15 protein-coding genes and 1 riboswitch are annotated in these 18,620 nt (G+C 37.3%); of the genes, 4 read left to right on the forward strand and 11 right to left on the reverse strand.

Annotated features, from left to right (window positions below):
* Positions 1–102 precede the first annotated feature (102 nt).
* Both J2Z40_RS13040 and J2Z40_RS13045 read right to left on the reverse strand, forming a co-directional pair.
* Complete coding sequence (locus J2Z40_RS13040) at positions 103–1,401, reverse strand: extracellular solute-binding protein (RefSeq protein ID WP_066398646.1); 1,299 nt, start codon at positions 1,399–1,401, stop codon at positions 103–105.
* A gap of 433 nt (positions 1,402–1,834) precedes the next feature.
* Complete coding sequence (locus J2Z40_RS13045) at positions 1,835–3,892, reverse strand: catalase (protein WP_066399630.1); 2,058 nt, start codon at positions 3,890–3,892, stop codon at positions 1,835–1,837.
* Between the two features lie 386 nt (positions 3,893–4,278).
* Positions 4,279–4,378: riboswitch (purine riboswitch) on the forward strand.
* A 56-nt stretch (positions 4,379–4,434) separates the two neighbouring features.
* Between J2Z40_RS13045 and J2Z40_RS13050 the strand changes: the two genes are divergently transcribed.
* Complete coding sequence (locus J2Z40_RS13050; protein WP_066399632.1) at positions 4,435–5,619, forward strand: MFS transporter; 1,185 nt, start codon at positions 4,435–4,437, stop codon at positions 5,617–5,619.
* A gap of 374 nt (positions 5,620–5,993) precedes the next feature.
* Here the strand turns inward: J2Z40_RS13050 and J2Z40_RS13055 are convergent, their stop codons facing one another.
* Positions 5,994–6,728: a glucose 1-dehydrogenase gene (locus tag J2Z40_RS13055; RefSeq protein WP_066398648.1), complete on the reverse strand. Its 735-nt coding sequence runs from the start codon at positions 6,726–6,728 to the stop codon at positions 5,994–5,996.
* A 241-nt stretch (positions 6,729–6,969) separates the two neighbouring features.
* On the opposite strand from J2Z40_RS13055, the gene J2Z40_RS13060 reads away from it, so the two are divergent.
* Positions 6,970–7,560 (forward strand): TetR/AcrR family transcriptional regulator, encoded by a 591-nt coding sequence (locus J2Z40_RS13060; RefSeq protein WP_342590338.1) that lies wholly within the window; start codon positions 6,970–6,972, stop codon positions 7,558–7,560.
* A gap of 590 nt (positions 7,561–8,150) precedes the next feature.
* Here J2Z40_RS13060 and J2Z40_RS13065 read toward each other — a convergent pair.
* Positions 8,151–8,930, reverse strand: coding sequence for a nitroreductase family protein (locus J2Z40_RS13065; RefSeq protein ID WP_066398651.1), 780 nt, complete (start codon positions 8,928–8,930; stop codon positions 8,151–8,153).
* Between the two features lie 291 nt (positions 8,931–9,221).
* Between J2Z40_RS13065 and J2Z40_RS13070 the strand changes: the two genes are divergently transcribed.
* Positions 9,222–9,818: an MSMEG_1061 family FMN-dependent PPOX-type flavoprotein gene (locus J2Z40_RS13070; protein WP_066398655.1), complete on the forward strand. Its 597-nt coding sequence runs from the start codon at positions 9,222–9,224 to the stop codon at positions 9,816–9,818.
* An 89-nt stretch (positions 9,819–9,907) separates the two neighbouring features.
* Here the strand turns inward: J2Z40_RS13070 and J2Z40_RS13075 are convergent, their stop codons facing one another.
* The 5 genes from J2Z40_RS13075 to J2Z40_RS13095 form a co-directional block, all read right to left on the reverse strand.
* Positions 9,908–10,696 (reverse strand): ABC transporter ATP-binding protein, encoded by a 789-nt coding sequence (locus J2Z40_RS13075; RefSeq protein ID WP_066398658.1) that lies wholly within the window; start codon positions 10,694–10,696, stop codon positions 9,908–9,910.
* Between the two features lie 6 nt (positions 10,697–10,702).
* Complete coding sequence (locus J2Z40_RS13080) at positions 10,703–11,719, reverse strand: FecCD family ABC transporter permease (protein ID WP_066398661.1); 1,017 nt, start codon at positions 11,717–11,719, stop codon at positions 10,703–10,705.
* Positions 11,719–12,693: a FecCD family ABC transporter permease gene (locus J2Z40_RS13085; RefSeq protein WP_425351409.1), complete on the reverse strand. Its 975-nt coding sequence runs from the start codon at positions 12,691–12,693 to the stop codon at positions 11,719–11,721. The genes J2Z40_RS13080 and J2Z40_RS13085 overlap by 1 nt, the downstream gene beginning before the upstream one ends.
* A 163-nt stretch (positions 12,694–12,856) precedes the next feature.
* A complete protein-coding gene (locus J2Z40_RS13090) occupies positions 12,857–13,828 on the reverse strand; it encodes an ABC transporter substrate-binding protein (protein ID WP_066398664.1) in 972 nt (323 codons plus the stop codon).
* Positions 13,829–13,995: 167 nt separating this feature from the next.
* The gene (locus J2Z40_RS13095; RefSeq protein ID WP_066398668.1) at positions 13,996–14,826 is read right to left on the reverse strand and encodes a helix-turn-helix domain-containing protein; all 831 of its coding nucleotides are present in this window, start codon (positions 14,824–14,826) and stop codon (positions 13,996–13,998) included.
* Between the two features lie 76 nt (positions 14,827–14,902).
* Between J2Z40_RS13095 and J2Z40_RS13100 the strand changes: the two genes are divergently transcribed.
* The gene (locus J2Z40_RS13100) at positions 14,903–15,655 is read left to right on the forward strand and encodes an alpha/beta hydrolase (RefSeq protein ID WP_066398670.1); all 753 of its coding nucleotides are present in this window, start codon (positions 14,903–14,905) and stop codon (positions 15,653–15,655) included.
* 191 nt (positions 15,656–15,846) lie between these two features.
* On the opposite strand, the gene J2Z40_RS13105 is transcribed toward J2Z40_RS13100, so the two are convergent.
* Entirely contained in the window at positions 15,847–17,928 is a 2,082-nt protein-coding gene (locus tag J2Z40_RS13105) for a HAMP domain-containing sensor histidine kinase (protein ID WP_066398673.1), read from the reverse strand.
* Positions 17,903–18,589 (reverse strand): response regulator, encoded by a 687-nt coding sequence (locus tag J2Z40_RS13110; RefSeq protein ID WP_066398676.1) that lies wholly within the window; start codon positions 18,587–18,589, stop codon positions 17,903–17,905. Before J2Z40_RS13110 ends, J2Z40_RS13105 begins: the two co-directional genes overlap by 26 nt.
* Between the last annotated feature and the right edge of the window lie 31 nt (positions 18,590–18,620).

Below are 18,620 nucleotides of genomic sequence, written 5' to 3' on the forward strand. Positions count from 1 at the left end.
CACGTACCGAAGACGTACGCTCCAGTGCTATAAGCTGCACTTCCTTGAAATTACCGGCTCTTTTTGTTCACATGTTTGAACACACACTAACAGACTACTAATCTATCTCTTTAATAAATCCTTCGAGCGCTTAATCGCATCTTCCCACTCTTTGTTTGGATCTGCTCCTTTAGATTGGACATTTTTCAAGGCATTCAATACTTCCTGATAAACTGGGAAGTATTTTTCCCCTTTATAAACAGCACCATTGATATCTTGAGCTGCTTTTGCAAAAACAGGTGCTGTCGCTTGCCCGCCAAAGAACTCATCTTCATTACTCTTAAATTCATCCATCTCATAAACAGAAGGGGCAGACGGGAATAGTCCCTTTGATTGGAATGATTTTATTTGATTATCAGGTGAAACTAACCATTGAACGAACTCATATGCTTCCTTCGCATTTTTTGTTTCCTTTGGAATAGCAATAAATGAGCCGCCCCAGTTTGCAGCAAATTCTGATGGCAATGTTGCTACTCTCCATTTACCGATTGCTTCTGTGGCATTGCCTTCCATCCAACCTTTTAACCAGCCTGCGCCTAACTCAGCAGCAAATTCTCCTTTATTTACTGCGTTTGCCCATTCTGGTGACCACATTTCAAATTTCCCTACAATGCCTAAATCATTTAATTTAACGGCATAGTCAAAAGCTTCTTTAACAGCATTTCCACTTTCTTCTAGCAATAATTCCCCTTCAGGATTAAGGAATGTTTCTTGTGCAGCATCTAAATAGGCTCTAAATGCCATTTCAATACTATCAATAAAAACTTTGCCCGTTTGTTCTTTTACCTTTAACCCAGCTTCTTCAAATGCCTCTGGTGTACTAATTAATTTCGCTACTTCATCCGGATCCGTCGGTAGACCTGCCTCTTCAAATACATCCACGCGGTAGTATAAAGCTTTTGGCCCAATATCCGTCGGCAAGCCAATTAAGAAATCGCCACTATTGTTTTCTCCCGTATTCCATTTCCAATCCAAGTATTGATCTTTTATATCCTTCGCTCCAAGGTCATATAAGTTTTCAAAACGATCTTGTGCCGTTTTAAAACGGTCTAACTGATCAATCTCTAACATGGAAATATCCGGGGCACCGCTTCCAGCTGATAATGCCGTAAATAAAGCATCATGATGCTCTGCTGTTTCAGCCGCTCGTACTTTAATTTTTACATTCGGGTTTTCCTCCTCATAGGCTTTAGCTAAATCTTCATAGCCAGTCGCACCGAACGTCCAAAAGTCTAAAGTTACTTGTTTATCTCCTTTTTCTACATCATCTGAAGACGACTTTTCATTATCATTACAGGCTGCTAATGTAAATGCTAGGGCTGTCGATAATCCTAATGCGACCAGTTTTTTTAAGCTTCTCACTTTCCATTCCCCCTACTATTTTTTAGCAAATAATTGTTTACACTTTGAATGTTCCACTGGAATATTCATTCTCCTTTATAAGTATGATTTCCCTCCTTTTTTTGAAGTTTGATGCTAAAAACTACATTATTGCAAGATAACTTAGAAACCGATTTCTAAATTTCAAAGGAGATTTCGCTTTTTCTATGGAGGAAACCGCTTTCAATTCGGATTATAAACCTAATTTTCAGAAAAATCAATGACTTTATCGAAACCGGTTTCCATTTTTTTTAATAAACTCTATTAGTAAATCAAATAATCGTGGCACAACATTTATTGCGAACTACTACTTTTTACTCTTATTTGTTTGAACTCCATCCGAACAAAAAAAATTGCCTCAAAAAGATGAATACATTTTGAGGCAATCTTTTTTCTATATATGGTCATTAGAGGACTAGATTATCACTCGACTCCAAAACCGATGAGAGGCAACGCCTTGTACAAATTGATTCACAAAATCAGGATTCTCTTCTGGACCAAGAAAGACACCAAGACTTCCCCCAAGTTTTTCCTTTTCAATCCATTGCTTGCCCTCATTTGTTCCAATGATTGGTTTATAATGCATAAATGCTTCCTTTACAAACTGACAGGCTTCCATTTGAAAAACGGGTGTCGCATTTTTCCCCCCATCAACATATACCGCATCAAAAACAACAGATGAATCCGTAATAAACGAATGTTTCGCTTCCAATTGGTTGTTGCTAGAACTGTTAATGATTCCTTGCCTATCGCTTACAATAGCAGGCATCGCCCCCTCCGCTTGCAAGGCAGCAATGATTTCTGTAACTTGTTGAAAATCAAATCCATCTGCAATTAGTATGGCCACTTTCCTTGTATATGCCTTTTTCGGTGTGTTTTCCTGACTAAGAGCCGGGGATGATTTCGTCACTGTTGAACTCCCCGTTGAAGGCGGGGTACATCCAATATTGATTGCGAACGCTTTCGCCAGCTCTAAGTTGACGTTAGCGAACATATCAACTACTCTTTGCTTTACTTCTTTTGTTTTCACCTTGCCTACCTCAAAGGAAAAGGCATTAATAATATGCTGCCTCTCAGGCTCGCTCATACTATTCCAGAAGAGAGTAGCTTGTGAGAAATGATCCTTAAAGCTATCGCTCCGCGCACGAATCTTATGTCCCTCGACTTTTTCTTGATAGTGAGCATATCCCCCCTCCTTCTCACTAACAGGATAAGGAGAATTATTCGCTAACGCGTTTCGATGATGAGCTACCCGCCCTACATTAATTGTTTGACGACCATAGCCATCACGCTGGTTATTGTGGAACGGGCATACAGAACGGTTAATCGGCAGTTCATGGAAGTTCGGTCCGCCAAGACGAATTAACTGAGTGTCTAAGTATGAAAATAGGCGCCCTTGCAAAAGTGGATCATTTGAAAAGTCGATTCCCGGTACGACGTTCCCCGGGTGAAAAGCCACCTGCTCGGTCTCCGCAAAAAAGTTGTCAACATTGCGATTCAAAGTCATTTTTCCGATTAGACGAACGGGCACATCTTCTTCGGGCCAGAGCTTTGTTGCATCTAAAATGTCGAAATCAAAGGCAAACTCATCCTTCTCCTCAATGATCTGCACCCCAAGTTCAAATTCGGGATAATTGCCCATTTCGATATTCTCCCATAAATCACGTCGGTTAAAATCGGGGTCTTTCCCACCAATTTTCTCGGCTTCATCCAATACAAGAGAGTGCGTGCCTAATACTGGTTTCCAGTGGAATTTAACAAAATGTCCCTTTCCTTCTTCATTCACGAAGCGAAAGGTATTCACTCCAAAGCCTTCCATCATTCGAAAGCTTCTTGGGAGTGCACGGTCACTCATTGTCCACATCACCATATGAGCGCTCTCCTGATTTTGGCTAATCCAATCCCAAAATGTATCATGGGATGCTGTTGCTTGAGGGATCTCATTATGTGGCTCCGGCTTATTGGCGTGTACAAAGTCTGGGAATTTTATCGCATCCTGCATAAAAAATACTGGCATATTATTGCAGACTAGATCATAGATTCCTTCTTCTGTATAGAATTTCGTTGCAAACCCGCGAACGTCTCGAGCTGTTTCCTTTGAACCTCGAGAACCAATAACAGTTGAAAAACGAACAAAGAGAGGGGTTTTTACATTTGGGTCTTGTAGAAATTTTGCCTTTGTATAGGGCTTCATTGATTCATAGACCTCAAAGTACCCATGCGCACCAAACCCACGTGCATGGACGACACGTTCAGGAATCCGTTCATGATCAAAGTGCGTTACCTTTTCCCGAAAATGGAAATCCTCCATTAACGTCGGACCACGCTCGCCTGCCTTTAATGAAAACTCATCCTCAGAAATTTTGAGTCCTTGATTTGTCGTCATCACCTTGTCTTCATTATCTCTACTCCGAAACGCTTCCAATTGCTCATTTTTACTATTTTCATTTACACTCTTCTTTTCATCGTTCATGTCCATTACATCCTCCTGATCATGGCTAATTATTCCACTGATTATTATTCGAAATTTACATATAAAATATGTACTATTTTTATTAGGCAGGAATAAGATCTAGTTAAATCGGAATAGAACCGTTTTCTTCACATTTATCTTTACTATATAAATGAAGATGTATTTAAACTACTATGATTGATTTCAACCCATTCAAATTTAAGTTTTAAATCATAAAAAAAGTAGTGGAGCATTTATATTAGAGCTCCTCTACTTTTCAAGTTGCCTTATCAGTAATTACTTTAATAGAGATATTAATTTACATATTTTCAATTGAAAGAAGCACATTTGTAAAAATTAGCACTTGATTAATTAGATGGTAGCTAGTAAACTATTCAAAGTATTGTATTACAATAAATGAATATACCTGTATAACCTCGAGAATATGGCTTGAGGGTCTCTACCAGGAACCTTAAAATCCTGATTACAGAAAATGAATGAATCGTTCATTTTTTGTAATCAGGATTTTTTTATTTTTTATTAGAAAGGACGTAAAGCAAATTATGAATCTAAAAGTTTTTATCCTCGCCTTATCAACGATTGCAGTTGGACTCGTTGAATTAATAGTAGGTGGCATCCTGCCAACGATTGCAAATGATTTCAATGTCTCATTAGGCTCTGCCGGACAACTAATTACGATTTTTGCATTGGTTTATGCGATTGCCGGTCCTGTGCTGCTCGTTCTAACGAGTAAAATAGAGCGAAAAAAGGTGTATCTCATTTCCTTGTTTATTTTTTTCATCAGCAATATATTAACCTATTTTAGTCCCAATTTTACTTTTATGATGATTGCAAGGGTTTTGAGCGCTATGAGTACGGCACTCATTGTTGTTCTTTCCTTAACGATCGCTGCAAAAATTGTTTTGCCAGCACATCGTGCAAAAGCGCTTGGTCTCATTTATATGGGGATTAGTTCATCACTAGTGATGGGCGTGCCACTCGGCATTCTTATTTCTGATCATTTTGGCTGGCGCGTAATTTTCCTTGGAATTGCCTTGTTATCGATCGGTTCCTTTGTGCTAATTTCCATCTTTTTAGAGCGTGTACCTGGAGAAAAAACGATTCCACTTTCACAGCAATTAAAAGCAGTGGCTAGTTTAAAAATCGGCAGTGCACATCTTGCTACAATGTTTACGCTAGCAGGACATTATACGCTATATGCATACTTCACACCATTTTTGGAGTCAGAGTTGCATCTGAGTTCCAATTGGATTAGTATTTGTTATTTATTATTTGGGATTGCAGCAGTTAGTGGCGGTGCATTCGGGGGAACTCTATCAGATTCGATTGGCGCTCATAAAAGTATTCTCGTAGTCATCAGTTCATTTGCAGTGGTGCTATTCTTATTGCCATTTACTACATTTTCATTAATTGTCTTCATCCCAATGATGATGATTTGGGCAGCACTAAGCTGGAGTCTAGCTCCACCACAACAAAGCTACTTAATCCAAACTGATCCTGCTACATCTGACATTCAGCAAAGCTTCAATAATTCAGCATTACAAATTGGGATTTCTCTAGGCTCAGGATTTGGCGGCATCGTATTAAGTCAAACGGGAACAGTTTCCCATGCTGCTTGGTTTGGTGGTGCCATTGTCATCATTGCCTTGCTATGCGCTGTCTTTTCTTTAACAAGAAAAACGGGAACAAGAGAAACAACTATGATCGCTTCGGGAGTACAAAAATAGTACGCTTATAAAAACATATTTAAATCAAAATGTATAAAAGCATTCGAAATTACAGCAAAAGAATCGCATGGATTCGTGTAAAAATCCATGCGATTCTTTTTTATTTGTTTTATTAACTCCATATGCGCATGACACAATTTTTTTGTGGACATGGAGTACGTTATTATCATAAATCAAGCTATTTTGAAGAGTTTACGGACACTGAGTACGTTATTTGCTAATCATTTGGTGAATAGAACACTCTTTTGGATAAATAACGGAACGTCTGTCCGCTAAAAATACGAAAGCATAATGATTGTAGCAAATAACGGAACCTATGTCCTGCTAATCACACATAGTGACAACAGTTGCTGTCACTATGTTAATTAGCTAGATTACATTGCTGTTAATCCACCATCAACGATAAATTCAGAACCTGTTGAATAGCTTGACTCATCAGAAGCTAAGTAAAGAACGATATTTGTTACTTCTTCTGGTTGTGCTACACGTTTTAATGGGATATGCTTGGCAAATTCATCTACAGCAGCTTTGGTATCTTCCTGCACAACCATTGGAGTTGCGATCACACCTGGGTGTACAGAATTGACTCTGATGCCATAGTTTGAACATTCCATTGCTGCTGCTTTTGTTATGCCGCGAACAGCAAATTTCGTATCCGTATACCCAATTGCACCACCAACAATGCCATTGATAGATGAAATATTAATAATAGAACCACCGCCTGCTTTTTGCATGGACGGAATCACTGTCTTCATTCCTAAAAATACAGATACTTGATTAATATCCACAATACGACGGTACTCTTCTTCTGTCGTCTGTAGAATTGATTTTGCCATCGTAATCCCTGCATTGTTTACTAAAATATTAACAGGTCCAAACTTTTCTTCAGCTTTCGCAACTACAACTTCCCAATCTTCTGCTTTTGTTACGTTTTGTTTTACAAATAAAACATTTTCCCCCAATTCACTTGCAAGCGCCATTCCTTTTTCTTCATTTAAATCGGTTATCACTACTTTTGCTCCTTCTGCTACAAAACGACGGGCATGTGATTCCCCCATCCCTTGAGCAGCACCTGTGATCATTGCAATTTTACCTTCTAAACGAGTCATTACTGAACGCCTCCTATTAAATTCTGTCAATCTATTCTATATCTTGTCACAATGAACAAATATCCATCACGAATAAATTTAAACTACAAATGTAAAATAACAGAATTCTGAGTAAATGTCAAAAGAGATGATTTCATGTCAAAAAAGGCTTTTATATGATCAAATGCACAATTAAAACGCACTCCTTTGATTCATGATATACTTTGTGTAAAATGTTCGGCGCAAGGTGAGATGAAAACAAGTGGCAAATGAGGATCGTCGTATCTTAAGAACACGAAATAATTTAAAGAAGGCAATGTTGGATTTATTAAAGGAGAGCAATTTCCAAGAAGTCTCGATTACAAAGATTGCAAAGGCTGCTCGTTGTAATCGTGTGACATTTTATTCGCATTATGAGAACAGCACACAACTACTAGCTGACATCTTTCACGATTATTTAGATGAGCTTGCGCGGTACTATAGAGATAGCTTTAAAAGGAAAAAGACGTTTCTTTTATCCGAACCTTCACGAAGTGTTCCAATCTTTGAATTTGTATTTAATAATCAATTTGTATTTTCGCTTATGTTAATGGGTGAAGTAATACCAGGTTCACAAAATATTTTTTGTGAAACCATTTCAGCGATTAGCCGCAACGAGTTACTATTGAAAAATGACGTAGAGGTGTGGTTTGATATTGAAGCAATTAATTCCTATGAAACATACGCCTTACTAGGTATATTTATTTACTGGATTAAAGAAGGATTTAAAAGTTCTCCTGAAGAAATGGCGAAAAGACTATCATTCTTACATTCAATCACATTAGATGAAGTCATCGTTAAAAATCATGAATAAATCGGAGAGGCCAATACTTAGTCGATTAATTCATTTTTCAAACTAAGAAAGACAGCAATCAATGGTGATTTTTCCGTCCCACATTTATTTGATTCGACTTTTACATAAAGGGAGCCTGCCCCTTGGGATAAGTAGTTTGGTTAAGAGGTAGAAAAATAAAAAGTATTTCAGCAAGCGATTAGCATAGGTTTTAACCATTTGGAAATGCTATTGGTCACAATATAAAATATGTATTAAAAATAAGGCAAATTGATTATATTAATTATCTAGGAACAAGAAGATCCGCACTTATCAGTTGGGGAATTAGGTTGAGCAGCCAAACAGATTAATAAGCGGAAAATTTCCGCCTATTTCATAATTATTAATAAAAAAAGCACAAATAAGCGGAGAAATTCCGCCTATTGTCTCAAAAAACCCAAAAATGGGGACTTTGGCAGCAAATAAGCGGAATAACTCCGCTTATTTCCCCAAAAGTGAGCTCTATTCTGCATTTAACCGGAATAACTCCGCTTAATTTACTTTTGCTGGTTACTCATTTTAACAATACTCACATCATTCCACCGTTTAAATAACCTATTACTTTCATAGCCTTAATCATTATTCATAAAGTTCTGCTTCTCCAAGTAATTCAATAAAGTTTGTGAAAACTCAATATGTGATTCTTTCGTATACTTGGCAATCGTATAGACCTGTGCTAGATTCTTCAATCCCAGTCGTTCGGTCATTTCCTTTAACCTAGGAATGTCCATGTAACGTTGCCAGCCCTTTTCATTTCTTTCTTTGTAGATGTCTTTGATTTCCTCATCTGAATAATCACGATACTGATCATAGTGAACCACTCCATGACTTGGCAATCGATCACGTGTAGGAGGATTTTCGGCAGGATAGCCTAATGAATAGCCCACAACTGGGACAACATTTGGCGGCAAGTTTAGGAGTTCACCAATTTGATCACAATTCGCAAGCGTTGAGCCCATATAGCATATACCTAATCCAGCATTCTCTGCTGCTAATGCACAGTTTTGCGCTGCTAATGTAGCATCAATCGCCCCGATCATAAAGCTCATAAGATTATCAAAATGGATTGGTGCATCATTGAGTTCAAGCCATTTCCTCATGCGATTAAAATCAGCACAAAAGGTTAATAGAATTGGTGCATCAACAACCATCGATTGTTCCATATGTGCAGGATACAATTTCTCCCTAAGCTCTTTATCTTTTGTGACAATAATCGAATATGACTGCATATTGCCGCTTGATGAGGCGCGAATACCTGCATCTAGTATATCCTCTAGCAGTTCTTGACTTACTTCTCGGTCTTCATATTCTCGTATCGATCTGTGTCCAAATATCACATCATTTAATTCCAAAACAATCACTCCTTCTGTGCTGTATAAGTTTGAGTCATTTTGTGTAAAAAGGTCCAAATTCCGCGTCTAAATTCCTGCTACCAGGAGATAAATAGATTCTACTTTATACTATATCACAAGTTTAGAATAATCTGATAAAGGATAAGAAGTTTCCACTCCCTTCAAACTCTTCAGCAAAGCAGATGATAGAATTATGAGTGATTTTCTAGTGAATCCAATCGAATAAATATATATTCCTATCATTCTCTATTATAATTGAGCTATAAAGCTTGAGAGAGAGGATATTCGTAAATGGAGAAAATAGATTTTTCAACGGATGCCGTTACTTCTGAAAAAGAATTAAGAGAAATAATTGGCACTCCGCATGAATACGTCGTAAAAAAGGAAATTTCAATGCTAGATGACCATTGTAAAAAATTTATTTCGATGTCACCATTATTTTTCCTTTCTACATCGGGTGCAGACGGAAGATGTGATGTTTCACCTCGAGGGGATTTTCCAAACAACATCCTCGTATTAAATAACGAGCAATTAGTCCTACCTAATCGTCCTGGCAACAAAAGAGTGGATTCCTTTGAAAACATTTTATCAAATCCACATGTAGGGCTTGTTTTTCTTATTCCAGGATTAGATGAAGTCTTACGCATAAATGGAAAAGCAACCATTATCAACAACAAAGAAATCTTAGAGCAAATGAGTCTGAATGGAAAGCCACCATTACTTGGGATTGGAGTGGATGTAGAAGAATGTTATATCCATTGTTCTCGTGCACTGAAAAAATCAAGCATTTGGAACGAAGAGACTTGGAAAAACAAAGAAACACTTCCTTCCAGTCTTGAAATATTTCATGCACATCTTAAGATTAATGGAGTGGATATAAAGAAATAAAGATCACTGAGAAGAACATACTAGCCTAAAAAATCAAGTGAAGCATACACCTGATTTTTTAGGTTATCTATATACTTTACAAATAAAAACTATTTTAAAACATCATACAAATAACAAATAGGAATATCGAATTCAGGATCACGAATGATACGAGCATCAATTTGAAATACTTCTTTCAACACTTCCCGTGTAATAATTTCAAACGGTGTGCCGCATTTAATTACTTCCCCTTGTTTCATCGTAATTAAATACTGAGAAAAGCGAGCAGCATGATTAATGTCATGCAGTACCATGACAATTGTACAGCCATGCTTTTCATTCAAAGACTTAACTATATTTAACACTTCTAATTGGTGTGCTATATCTAAATAAGTTGTCGGTTCATCAAGCAATAATATTTTTGTTTCTTGAGCAAGCGCCATCGCAAGCCATACACGTTGTTGCTGCCCCCCAGATAATTGCGATAATTCGCGATCCCGAAATTCAATCGTATTTGTTGCCGTCATTGCCCACTCAATCATTTCTATATCACGAGCTGTTAAGCGATTGACATTTTTCCGATGTGGATAACGGCCATAAGAAATAAGTTCTTCCACCTTCAGCTGACCTGGTGCAGTTGGAGATTGTGATAACAATGCCAATTGTTTAGCAATTTCCTTTGTCGACAAAGTATCCATATTTTGATCTTGAATAAAAATTTGTCCGCCCTGTTTTTTTAAAATACGTCCAATCGTTTTTAATAGCGTGGACTTTCCACAACCGTTCGGGCCGATAATCGTTGTTATCTTTCCTCCTTCAATCGATACATTCACTTCATTTAATATTTTCATATTTTCATACCCTGCTGATAATTGTTCGATGCTGAAGGCAGTATTCATCTTCATTCACCCTTTCGCTTTTACAAGTAAGTATAAAAAGTAAGGAATTCCTATAATAGAAACGACTACTCCTACAGATAATTCAGACGGTGCAAAGACTGTTTTTGCTATAAAATCAGAGAATACGAGAAGTGCAGCTCCGATTAACGCTGCAATGGGCATAACAAATTGATGACGAACACCAACTAATTTTTGCGCAATATGGGGTGCCATTAACCCAATAAATCCGATACTGCCTGAAACGGAGACACACGCACTAACTAATCCTACACTTGCAAGAAGCAATACGATTTTTTCACGTTCCAAAGCAATCCCTAAACTTTTAATGTTATCTTCCTCTAGTTGGAAATAATCGAGCAAATACGCCTTTTTATATGTATAAATTCCGAAAATAATGATCCATGGGAGCATGGCTACAATAAAGATCCAGTTTGCATTATAAATCGAACCTGACATCCATAGGGCAGCGGATTCAAAATCTTTCGAGTTCATTTTTAATGAAAAATACATTGATAATGCACCAAAGCCGCTATTAATAGCAATCCCTGTCAAAATTAACCTCTGCATATCTAAGCGACCATGTTTATACGAAAATAGAAAAATAAGGGCAGCCGCAAGAATTCCGCCAACAAATCCAAATAGTGGCATCATCATAATTGATACCCAACTGCTTATATCCGCACTAACTACTTGGACTTGAAAGAAAAACATAAAAATAACGATGGCACTTCCTGCCCCTGCATTTATCCCTAAAATCCCTGGGTCTGCTAATCCGTTTCGGGTAATGCCCTGGAGGACAACACCTGCTAGCCCTAGTCCAATACCAACTAATGTCGCAATAACAATACGAGGCAAGCGAAAATCAAAAATAACTAAATCAAACTTCTCGTTTGGCTCGATACGAAGGAGTGTTTTCAACACGTCTAAAAGCGACAGATCAAAAGCTCCATTTATAATATGCAAATAGCTCCCCATGAAAAGCACAACAAAAAAAGCAGCAAATGTGAGGGAAAAACGTTTCATTATGCTTTTTCACCCCCACGTTTCAGTATTAAATATAAGAAGAAGGGCACCCCAATAATAGATGTCACTACTCCAATTGGTGTTTCATACGGGAAGTTGATATAACGACTGATTAAATCACAAAGCGATAAGAAGAAGGCGCCAATCAGCGCTGAACATGGAATAATGAACCGATAATCAACACCGACGATAAAACGTGTAATATGTGGAATGACTAAGCCAACGAATGCAATTTTTCCAACTAAAGCAACAGATGTCCCTGTTAAACAAACAACAGCTAACATGCTGATAATTTTAATAGCTTTTGTTTTTTGTCCTAGCCCGATCGCAACGTCTTCACCTAAAGAAGTAATGGTAATCGCCCGAGCTGAAAAGAGGGCTAATATAAGGCCAATCATTCCAAATGGAAGTCCAAGTAGTAACATATCCATATCTACTGCTTGGACTTTCGTGTTATACCAAGCACTAATCGTTTGAGACACTTGATGGTACATCGCAATCGCTGTTGCAATGCTGCTTAGAAACGTCCCAATGACTGTTCCAATAATGGCTAATCTTACAGGAGATAAGCCATTTCGTATGAGCGAGCCAAATCCAAAGACGAGCCCCGCCCCCATTCCTGAACCAACCATTGATAATAAAATCATTTGTACATTGGATAATCCCGGAAAGTACACAATTGCAAGTGTAATAACAAATGCGGACCCATCGTTCACACCCATTAAAGATGGTGACGCTAAATAATTCCTAGTAATCCCCTGCATAATCGAACCTGCTACTGCTAAAAAGGCACCGACCAAAAGCACAGCAATTGCTCGTGGAATTCGGCCCGTTCGAATAATTTGATAATCAATATTTGCCTCATCAAAATGAAAAATCGCATTCCACACAGTCACCATGCTAATATCCTTCGTTCCATAAAGAATCGAAAGGAATGTGATTAAGATAAGCAATACAGGGGCTAATGTAAAAATGAAAAGTGCTTTTTTATTTTTCAAAATGCCCACCTATTCTTTTTTTTATGGAAGGTTTTTTCTAGAGGATCTCTTTCAACATACAATCACATATTTGCTACATGATAAGAGAACGAAAAAAAGCTCTAGCGGACAAGCTTTTCAACCGTCCGCCAAGCACAGATTATTGAAGTAAGTGTTCAATTACTTTATCTAAAAACTTCACTTTAGACCATGCTGTACCACCTTGAGCAAGCGGGTCAATGCTGTTAACAAATATTTGATTATTTTGTGCAGCTGTTAAACTTGCAAAGATTGGATTACTTTGTAAATCTTCAAGTGCAGTCGGTGCATCTGTATTTTCTGATTCCTCAAATTGTAGGAAGATGGCGTCAGGATTGATTGAAGCTAACGTCTCCATCGTAATTTCAGCTTGTGCTTCTGCATTCGCAATAATTTCAGGTACTGCTGCCCCTAAATCCTCATATAATACAGGGTTTAAATACACTCCTGGTGGATAGATATACATTAGTCCACCACGTACACGAATAACTAAAATTGTTTGTTCAGCTAATTGTTTTGCCGCTTCTAATTTAGCAGTCTCTGCTTTTGCTTCATAGTCTGAGATGATCGTTTCAGCCATCTCTTCTTTTCCAGCTACTTGTGCAAATGCTAGTAGGTTCGCCTTCCAATTTGTTGAAATATGAGAGTAAGGAAGGGTTGTTTGAATTTTATTCATCTCCGCCATAATATCCTCTCCCCACTTTGATGTACCAATGATTACATCTGGATCAAGCGCTAAAACGGCTTCCGCATTCGGTGCTCGTTTGTCACCTATAAGCGATGCTCCCGCTAAATCCTCTGCTAAATAAGTTGGAATTTCACCTGCGATTTCAAGTACACCCGTTGGCTTAACACCAAGTACTGCCGCATCTTCCATTGCTTCTAAGCTTGCAGCTACAATACGATCAGCAGGTGCCGATACAGGATAATCATTTCCTAAGTATGAAATCGTTTGTATTTTAGCTTCATTTGTTTCTGTCGAAGCTTGTTCTGTTGTTTCTCCTGCTGAAGATATTGTTTCTTCTGTTTCCCCACAACCTGCTAACGCTAATGTAAGTAAAGCTGCTCCTCCGAATAACACCCATCTTTTCATCTGTTACACTCCTAAATATCATTTTGGTAAAATTTTAATTGATAACCGTTATCATTTATATTGGAATTTTAACAAAGCCATATGAGAAAAGGAATGGACTAATTCGTTTTTAAAAATGGACTTTTGCCAAATTTTTATATAAAAATAGCAATCTATTCGTAAGATTGCTAAAAATAAATATCATTTTCTTCCAGATACTTTTTATATTTTAAAGGAGACATACCCACTTGCTTTTTAAAAACACGACTAAAGTAAAAATTATCTTGATACCCAACAAGTTCCCCAATTTCAGCAATGGAATGCTGACTTATTCGAAGCAATTCTCTCGCCATTCGTATGCGATATTCCGTTAAATATTGTATTGGACTAAGGCCTGTATGCTGTTCAAATAACTCTGAAAATCTCCGTCTCTCTATTTGCAGCATTTCAGCCAGTTCCGCAATCGAAAACTCATCTGCATAGTTTTCTTTCATAAAGGAAATGGCTTTCGATATAACTGACGTATTTTTATCATCTACATGATGTTTTGCCTGTAATAAAATTTCATTTACTAGATTAAAAAAGGTTACCTTCACCTGTATTCTTGCCATGCTCCCTGGCTCTGATGAAAATTTAATTAGTTGATAGACATAGTCTTTAATTTTCGCCATATGCTTAATTTTAATTTGAAAATGTTCATCATCTAAACGAACGGATGCATGATATAAAGTTTTATAATGAACGACTGCATATTCCCACGGTTTATCTCCTACCGTCTCAATTTTAAGTTTCATTTGCGAACCAGCATGTACAATCGTTCCTTCTTTCATCGCATATCTAGTATTATTAAGAGAAAAATTTGCACTTCCTGATAACGGAATCACAATCCCCGAAATACCTGATGCTGTCGACCGATTGCCATCTGTTTTGTACGGTAAAATTTGATTTGTAATGATATTTACATACTCAATTGATGCATCTGCATAGTAATCGATAATTTGATTGATAGTGTAATCCATACGTCTCCCCTATATTGACTATGTAATTGATAATCCTTATCATTTAATTATATCATTGTTCAGGGAGGGAATATAGTTGTCACTGGTCATCCATTCAACGTACACAAACTATACATATTCAGTTGATGTTTTTGTCCCGGAAGTAGACTGTCCAAAAGAAGGCTACCCTATTATTTATGTATTAGATGGTTTATCTTATTTTGATTTTGCCAAAAAAACGATGGAGCTCCAAAGTAAAAATATGCGAAAGACAAAAGTGAATCCTTCAATAGTAGTCGGTATTCAACACGAAAAGGAAACAATGCGCTCTCGAAGGTTTTATGATTTCACAGCACCCGCTCTAAAATATACCTATCCGAAACGTATGCATGGAAAAGAGCCTGAAGCAGTTGGAGGTGCAATCGACTTTCATTTATTTATTGAAAAAGAGCTAAAACCGTTGATTTACGATCATTACGCAGTGAATGTAAAGGATGAAACTTTATTTGGCCATTCACTTGGCGGATATTATGCGTTATGGAACTTATTTCATCATAGTAGAGATTTCAAAACGTACATTGCTCTTAGCCCTTCGATTTGGTGGAATGACTATGAACTTGTTACTATGGCAGAAAAGATTATTGCAGATGACGGCCATCATCATACCTTATTTATTGGCGTCGGAGAGCTAGAAGACTTTATGGTTACTGATGCTCAAGCAATGTATGAGAAATTGAAAGCGTATGGGTTAAACATTGCCTTTTATGAGGCGTTAGACGAAAACCATGCATCTGTTGTGCCGACGGTGATGAGCCGTGCTTTCCGTTTTATAAGTGGGGGAAACGAATAAATTCCTTTGCCTCTACATGATTATTCCTTCCGCAAAATGATACGCAGCAGGAATTGCACGATCCTATACGTCTGAATTCTGGCAATCATTTATTAGGAAAAGCATCCTTTCCATCAAAAGTTTTGAAGGAAAGGATGCTTTTTGGCCGAATCGTTTTGTTCCACGTGGAACGAGGCAATAGGAATGATCAATCACTCTTTGTTATTTTTAGGTAGATAGATCATCGATTTAAATAAATCTCCATCTATTTGAATTAAAAATTTCCCTTTCTGGATATCAATGAGGCTTTCTGCGATGGACAAACCTAACCCGCTGCCTTGGCTTGCCCTCGATTCATCGCCTCTTTTAAAACGTTCCATTAATTCATCTGCTGAGATATTTAACTCATAAGCTGAAATATTTTTGAAGGTAAGAAGAACTTCATTTCCTGCCTCTTCGATCTGGATATAAACCCTTGATCCTTTAAGCGCATACTTAAAGATATTCGATAATACATTTTCGATCGATCGCCACAATAGTTTCCCATCCGCTGTTACATGGACTCTATCATTTGGATGATTGAACCTAAATTCTAAATCTAACTCTTCAATCTTCTCACTTACTTCTCCAAGCCCTTGAGTGATCAATGAGACAATATCGATCTTCTCAAGATTGGCCGGGATGTTTCCGCTGGAAGCCTTAGCCGCTTCAAATAAATCATCTGTCAGGTACTTTAATCTTGTCGACTTTTGATCCAGTACTTCGATATATTCCGCTATCTTTGACAAGTCCTTTTCATTTTTTAATAAATCAACATACGTGATAATCGATGTTAATGGTGTGCGTATGTCATGGGATACATTGGTAATGAGTTCTGTTTTTAACCGCTCACTTTTTAGTTCGTTATCAACTGCATTTTTCAACCCATCAGCAAGGCTATTAATATTAGCGGCAAGGCTTGCAAACTCTCCCTTACCAGCCACTTCAATGCTGTGATGAATTTCCCCATTTTTTATTTCCTCGACCCCATCTTTAATTGCCTTAAATGCCTTCACTTTCTTTAAAGCGAACCAGGCAGCAACCCCTATCGTTACAGGGAACATAAAGAATGTTAAAGCAATCAATAACGGATAGCCAATGACAATTAGTACGGTTTTCACCCCAACATTTCCGCTATTATAGACATCTCCTATAAATTGGACGAGTCTTTTGATTATTTGATAAATACATGTATGCCTGAACAATGTTCGATTCTTAAAATGTCTCACCATTGATAAAACGAGTATGAAAAAGATGGCAGAAATCGGAAGCGTGACTGGGATGACCCAGCTTAAGTTATTTGGAAGTACAATCATATCAAGCATTAACATCCAAAGGATGATAAGTCCTAAACATGATAAGATACTCAAATCAATATATAATTTATCGATTGCTTGTAAGCGCAATTCCTTATCCTTAAAGGACTTTCTCCCACTCACTAGTGCCAAATAAATAAAGGAGAGAATAAATCCTGCTGAAAAACCGAGTAACCAATAGAAGTCCTTTGTGGCAATCACTTTATTTTCTTTCCACTCACTTATTTTAGAATCTAAAGATTCTTTTGAAAAAGCAACATAAAAAGCCAGATTTTCTGAGCCCCATTCATCCCATTCCATCGTAAGCCAATTTAAGTATTTATTTGCCTCTATTTCTTTTGGATAGACCTCTCTTTTATATCCTTCAAACACCATATAAGATGGATAGGCTTTAAATTGTTGTTTCTCTTTCATTGTACTATTCGTATACACATTTACACCATCACTGGCATAATACAATGGATCTTTAACCCCTTCGATATTGTTCAATAGAAAATGAAATTCCCTCACATTCCTCTTAATCATTTGATCCTTCATCTGGGTAATCTTATCGGCATATTCAATTTTAAACTGCTCGTAGTTTTCTACTTCTCTTAAATTTGGATTATAATTTTTAGATTCCAATTGATAATCAAAGAATAATTGCTGTTCTTCATTTCTTAATTCATCTTTATTGATTGTCTCTCCCTTTAAAATATGTTCCTCACTTTTATATCTCTCCATCAGTCTAGTAATGTCACTTATAAGACCTTCACTTTCCATCACATAAGACTTGCTAAGATAGTAATTATCTTCAAAAATGATTTCAACATCTCCGTCAGTCACAGAAACTAAATGCCCAATTGCTTGCATAGCACCTGAAAAACAGGCAAGCATGATTATAAAGACAATCACTTTAGTTATGATTGAGTGGCTATATTTTTTCGACTTTGTATCCAATTCCCCACACCACCTTCAAATATTTTGGCTCTTTCGGATTGATTTCTATTTTTTCTCTTATTTTTCTAATATGAACAGTTACTGTATTCTCTGGGTTAAAAGCTGTCTCATTCCAAACCTTTTCGTAAATCTCCTCGATGGAGAACACTCTTCCTGCATTTGCTGTTAAAAACTTTAAGATTTTGTATTGTACTGGCGTAAGCTGCACTCCCTCTCCATCAACGGTGATGATTTTACTTTCATCGTCAATCATCAGCCCACCCGTTTGGTACACATGGCTTTTCGTTTCAAGACTCCCTAACGTTGTGTACCTTCTTAGCTGCGATTTTACCCTTGCAATGAGCTCCAATGGATTAAAAGGCTTCGTCATATAGTCATCTGCCCCTAAATTTAATCCTAATATTTTGTCATAGTCCTCCGATTTGGCAGAAAGCATAATGAGCGGGATATTATTTTCTTCCCTAATCTTCATGGTAGCTCTGATTCCATCCATCTTCGGCATCATAATATCCATAATAACTAAATGAATTTCCTGACTTTCTATTCTTTCGATTGCCTCTAACCCATTAAAAGCTTTAATAATTGAATATCCCTCATTTTCTAAGTAAATCCCTATCGCATCAACAATTGCCTGATCATCATCACAAACTAATATGTTCACTATATTCACCCCTGATACGCACTAACTATCG

The sequence above is a fragment of the Cytobacillus eiseniae genome (assembly GCF_017874625.1).
GTDB lineage: Bacteria > Bacillota > Bacilli > Bacillales > Cytobacillaceae > Cytobacillus > Cytobacillus eiseniae.

Coding starts and splice junctions, on each gene's coding strand:
- J2Z40_RS13095 (WP_066398668.1), bottom strand. CDS start 14,826: ATGGATTACACTATCAATCAAATTATCGATTACTATGCAGATGCATCA.
- J2Z40_RS13080 (WP_066398661.1), bottom strand. CDS start 11,719: ATGAAACGTTTTTCCCTCACATTTGCTGCTTTTTTTGTTGTGCTTTTC.
- J2Z40_RS13050 (WP_066399632.1), top strand. CDS start 4,435: ATGAATCTAAAAGTTTTTATCCTCGCCTTATCAACGATTGCAGTTGGA.
- J2Z40_RS13075 (WP_066398658.1), bottom strand. CDS start 10,696: ATGAATACTGCCTTCAGCATCGAACAATTATCAGCAGGGTATGAAAAT.
- J2Z40_RS13070 (WP_066398655.1), top strand. CDS start 9,222: ATGGAGAAAATAGATTTTTCAACGGATGCCGTTACTTCTGAAAAAGAA.
- J2Z40_RS13055 (WP_066398648.1), bottom strand. CDS start 6,728: ATGACTCGTTTAGAAGGTAAAATTGCAATGATCACAGGTGCTGCTCAA.
- J2Z40_RS13045 (WP_066399630.1), bottom strand. CDS start 3,892: ATGAACGATGAAAAGAAGAGTGTAAATGAAAATAGTAAAAATGAGCAA.
- J2Z40_RS13090 (WP_066398664.1), bottom strand. CDS start 13,828: ATGAAAAGATGGGTGTTATTCGGAGGAGCAGCTTTACTTACATTAGCG.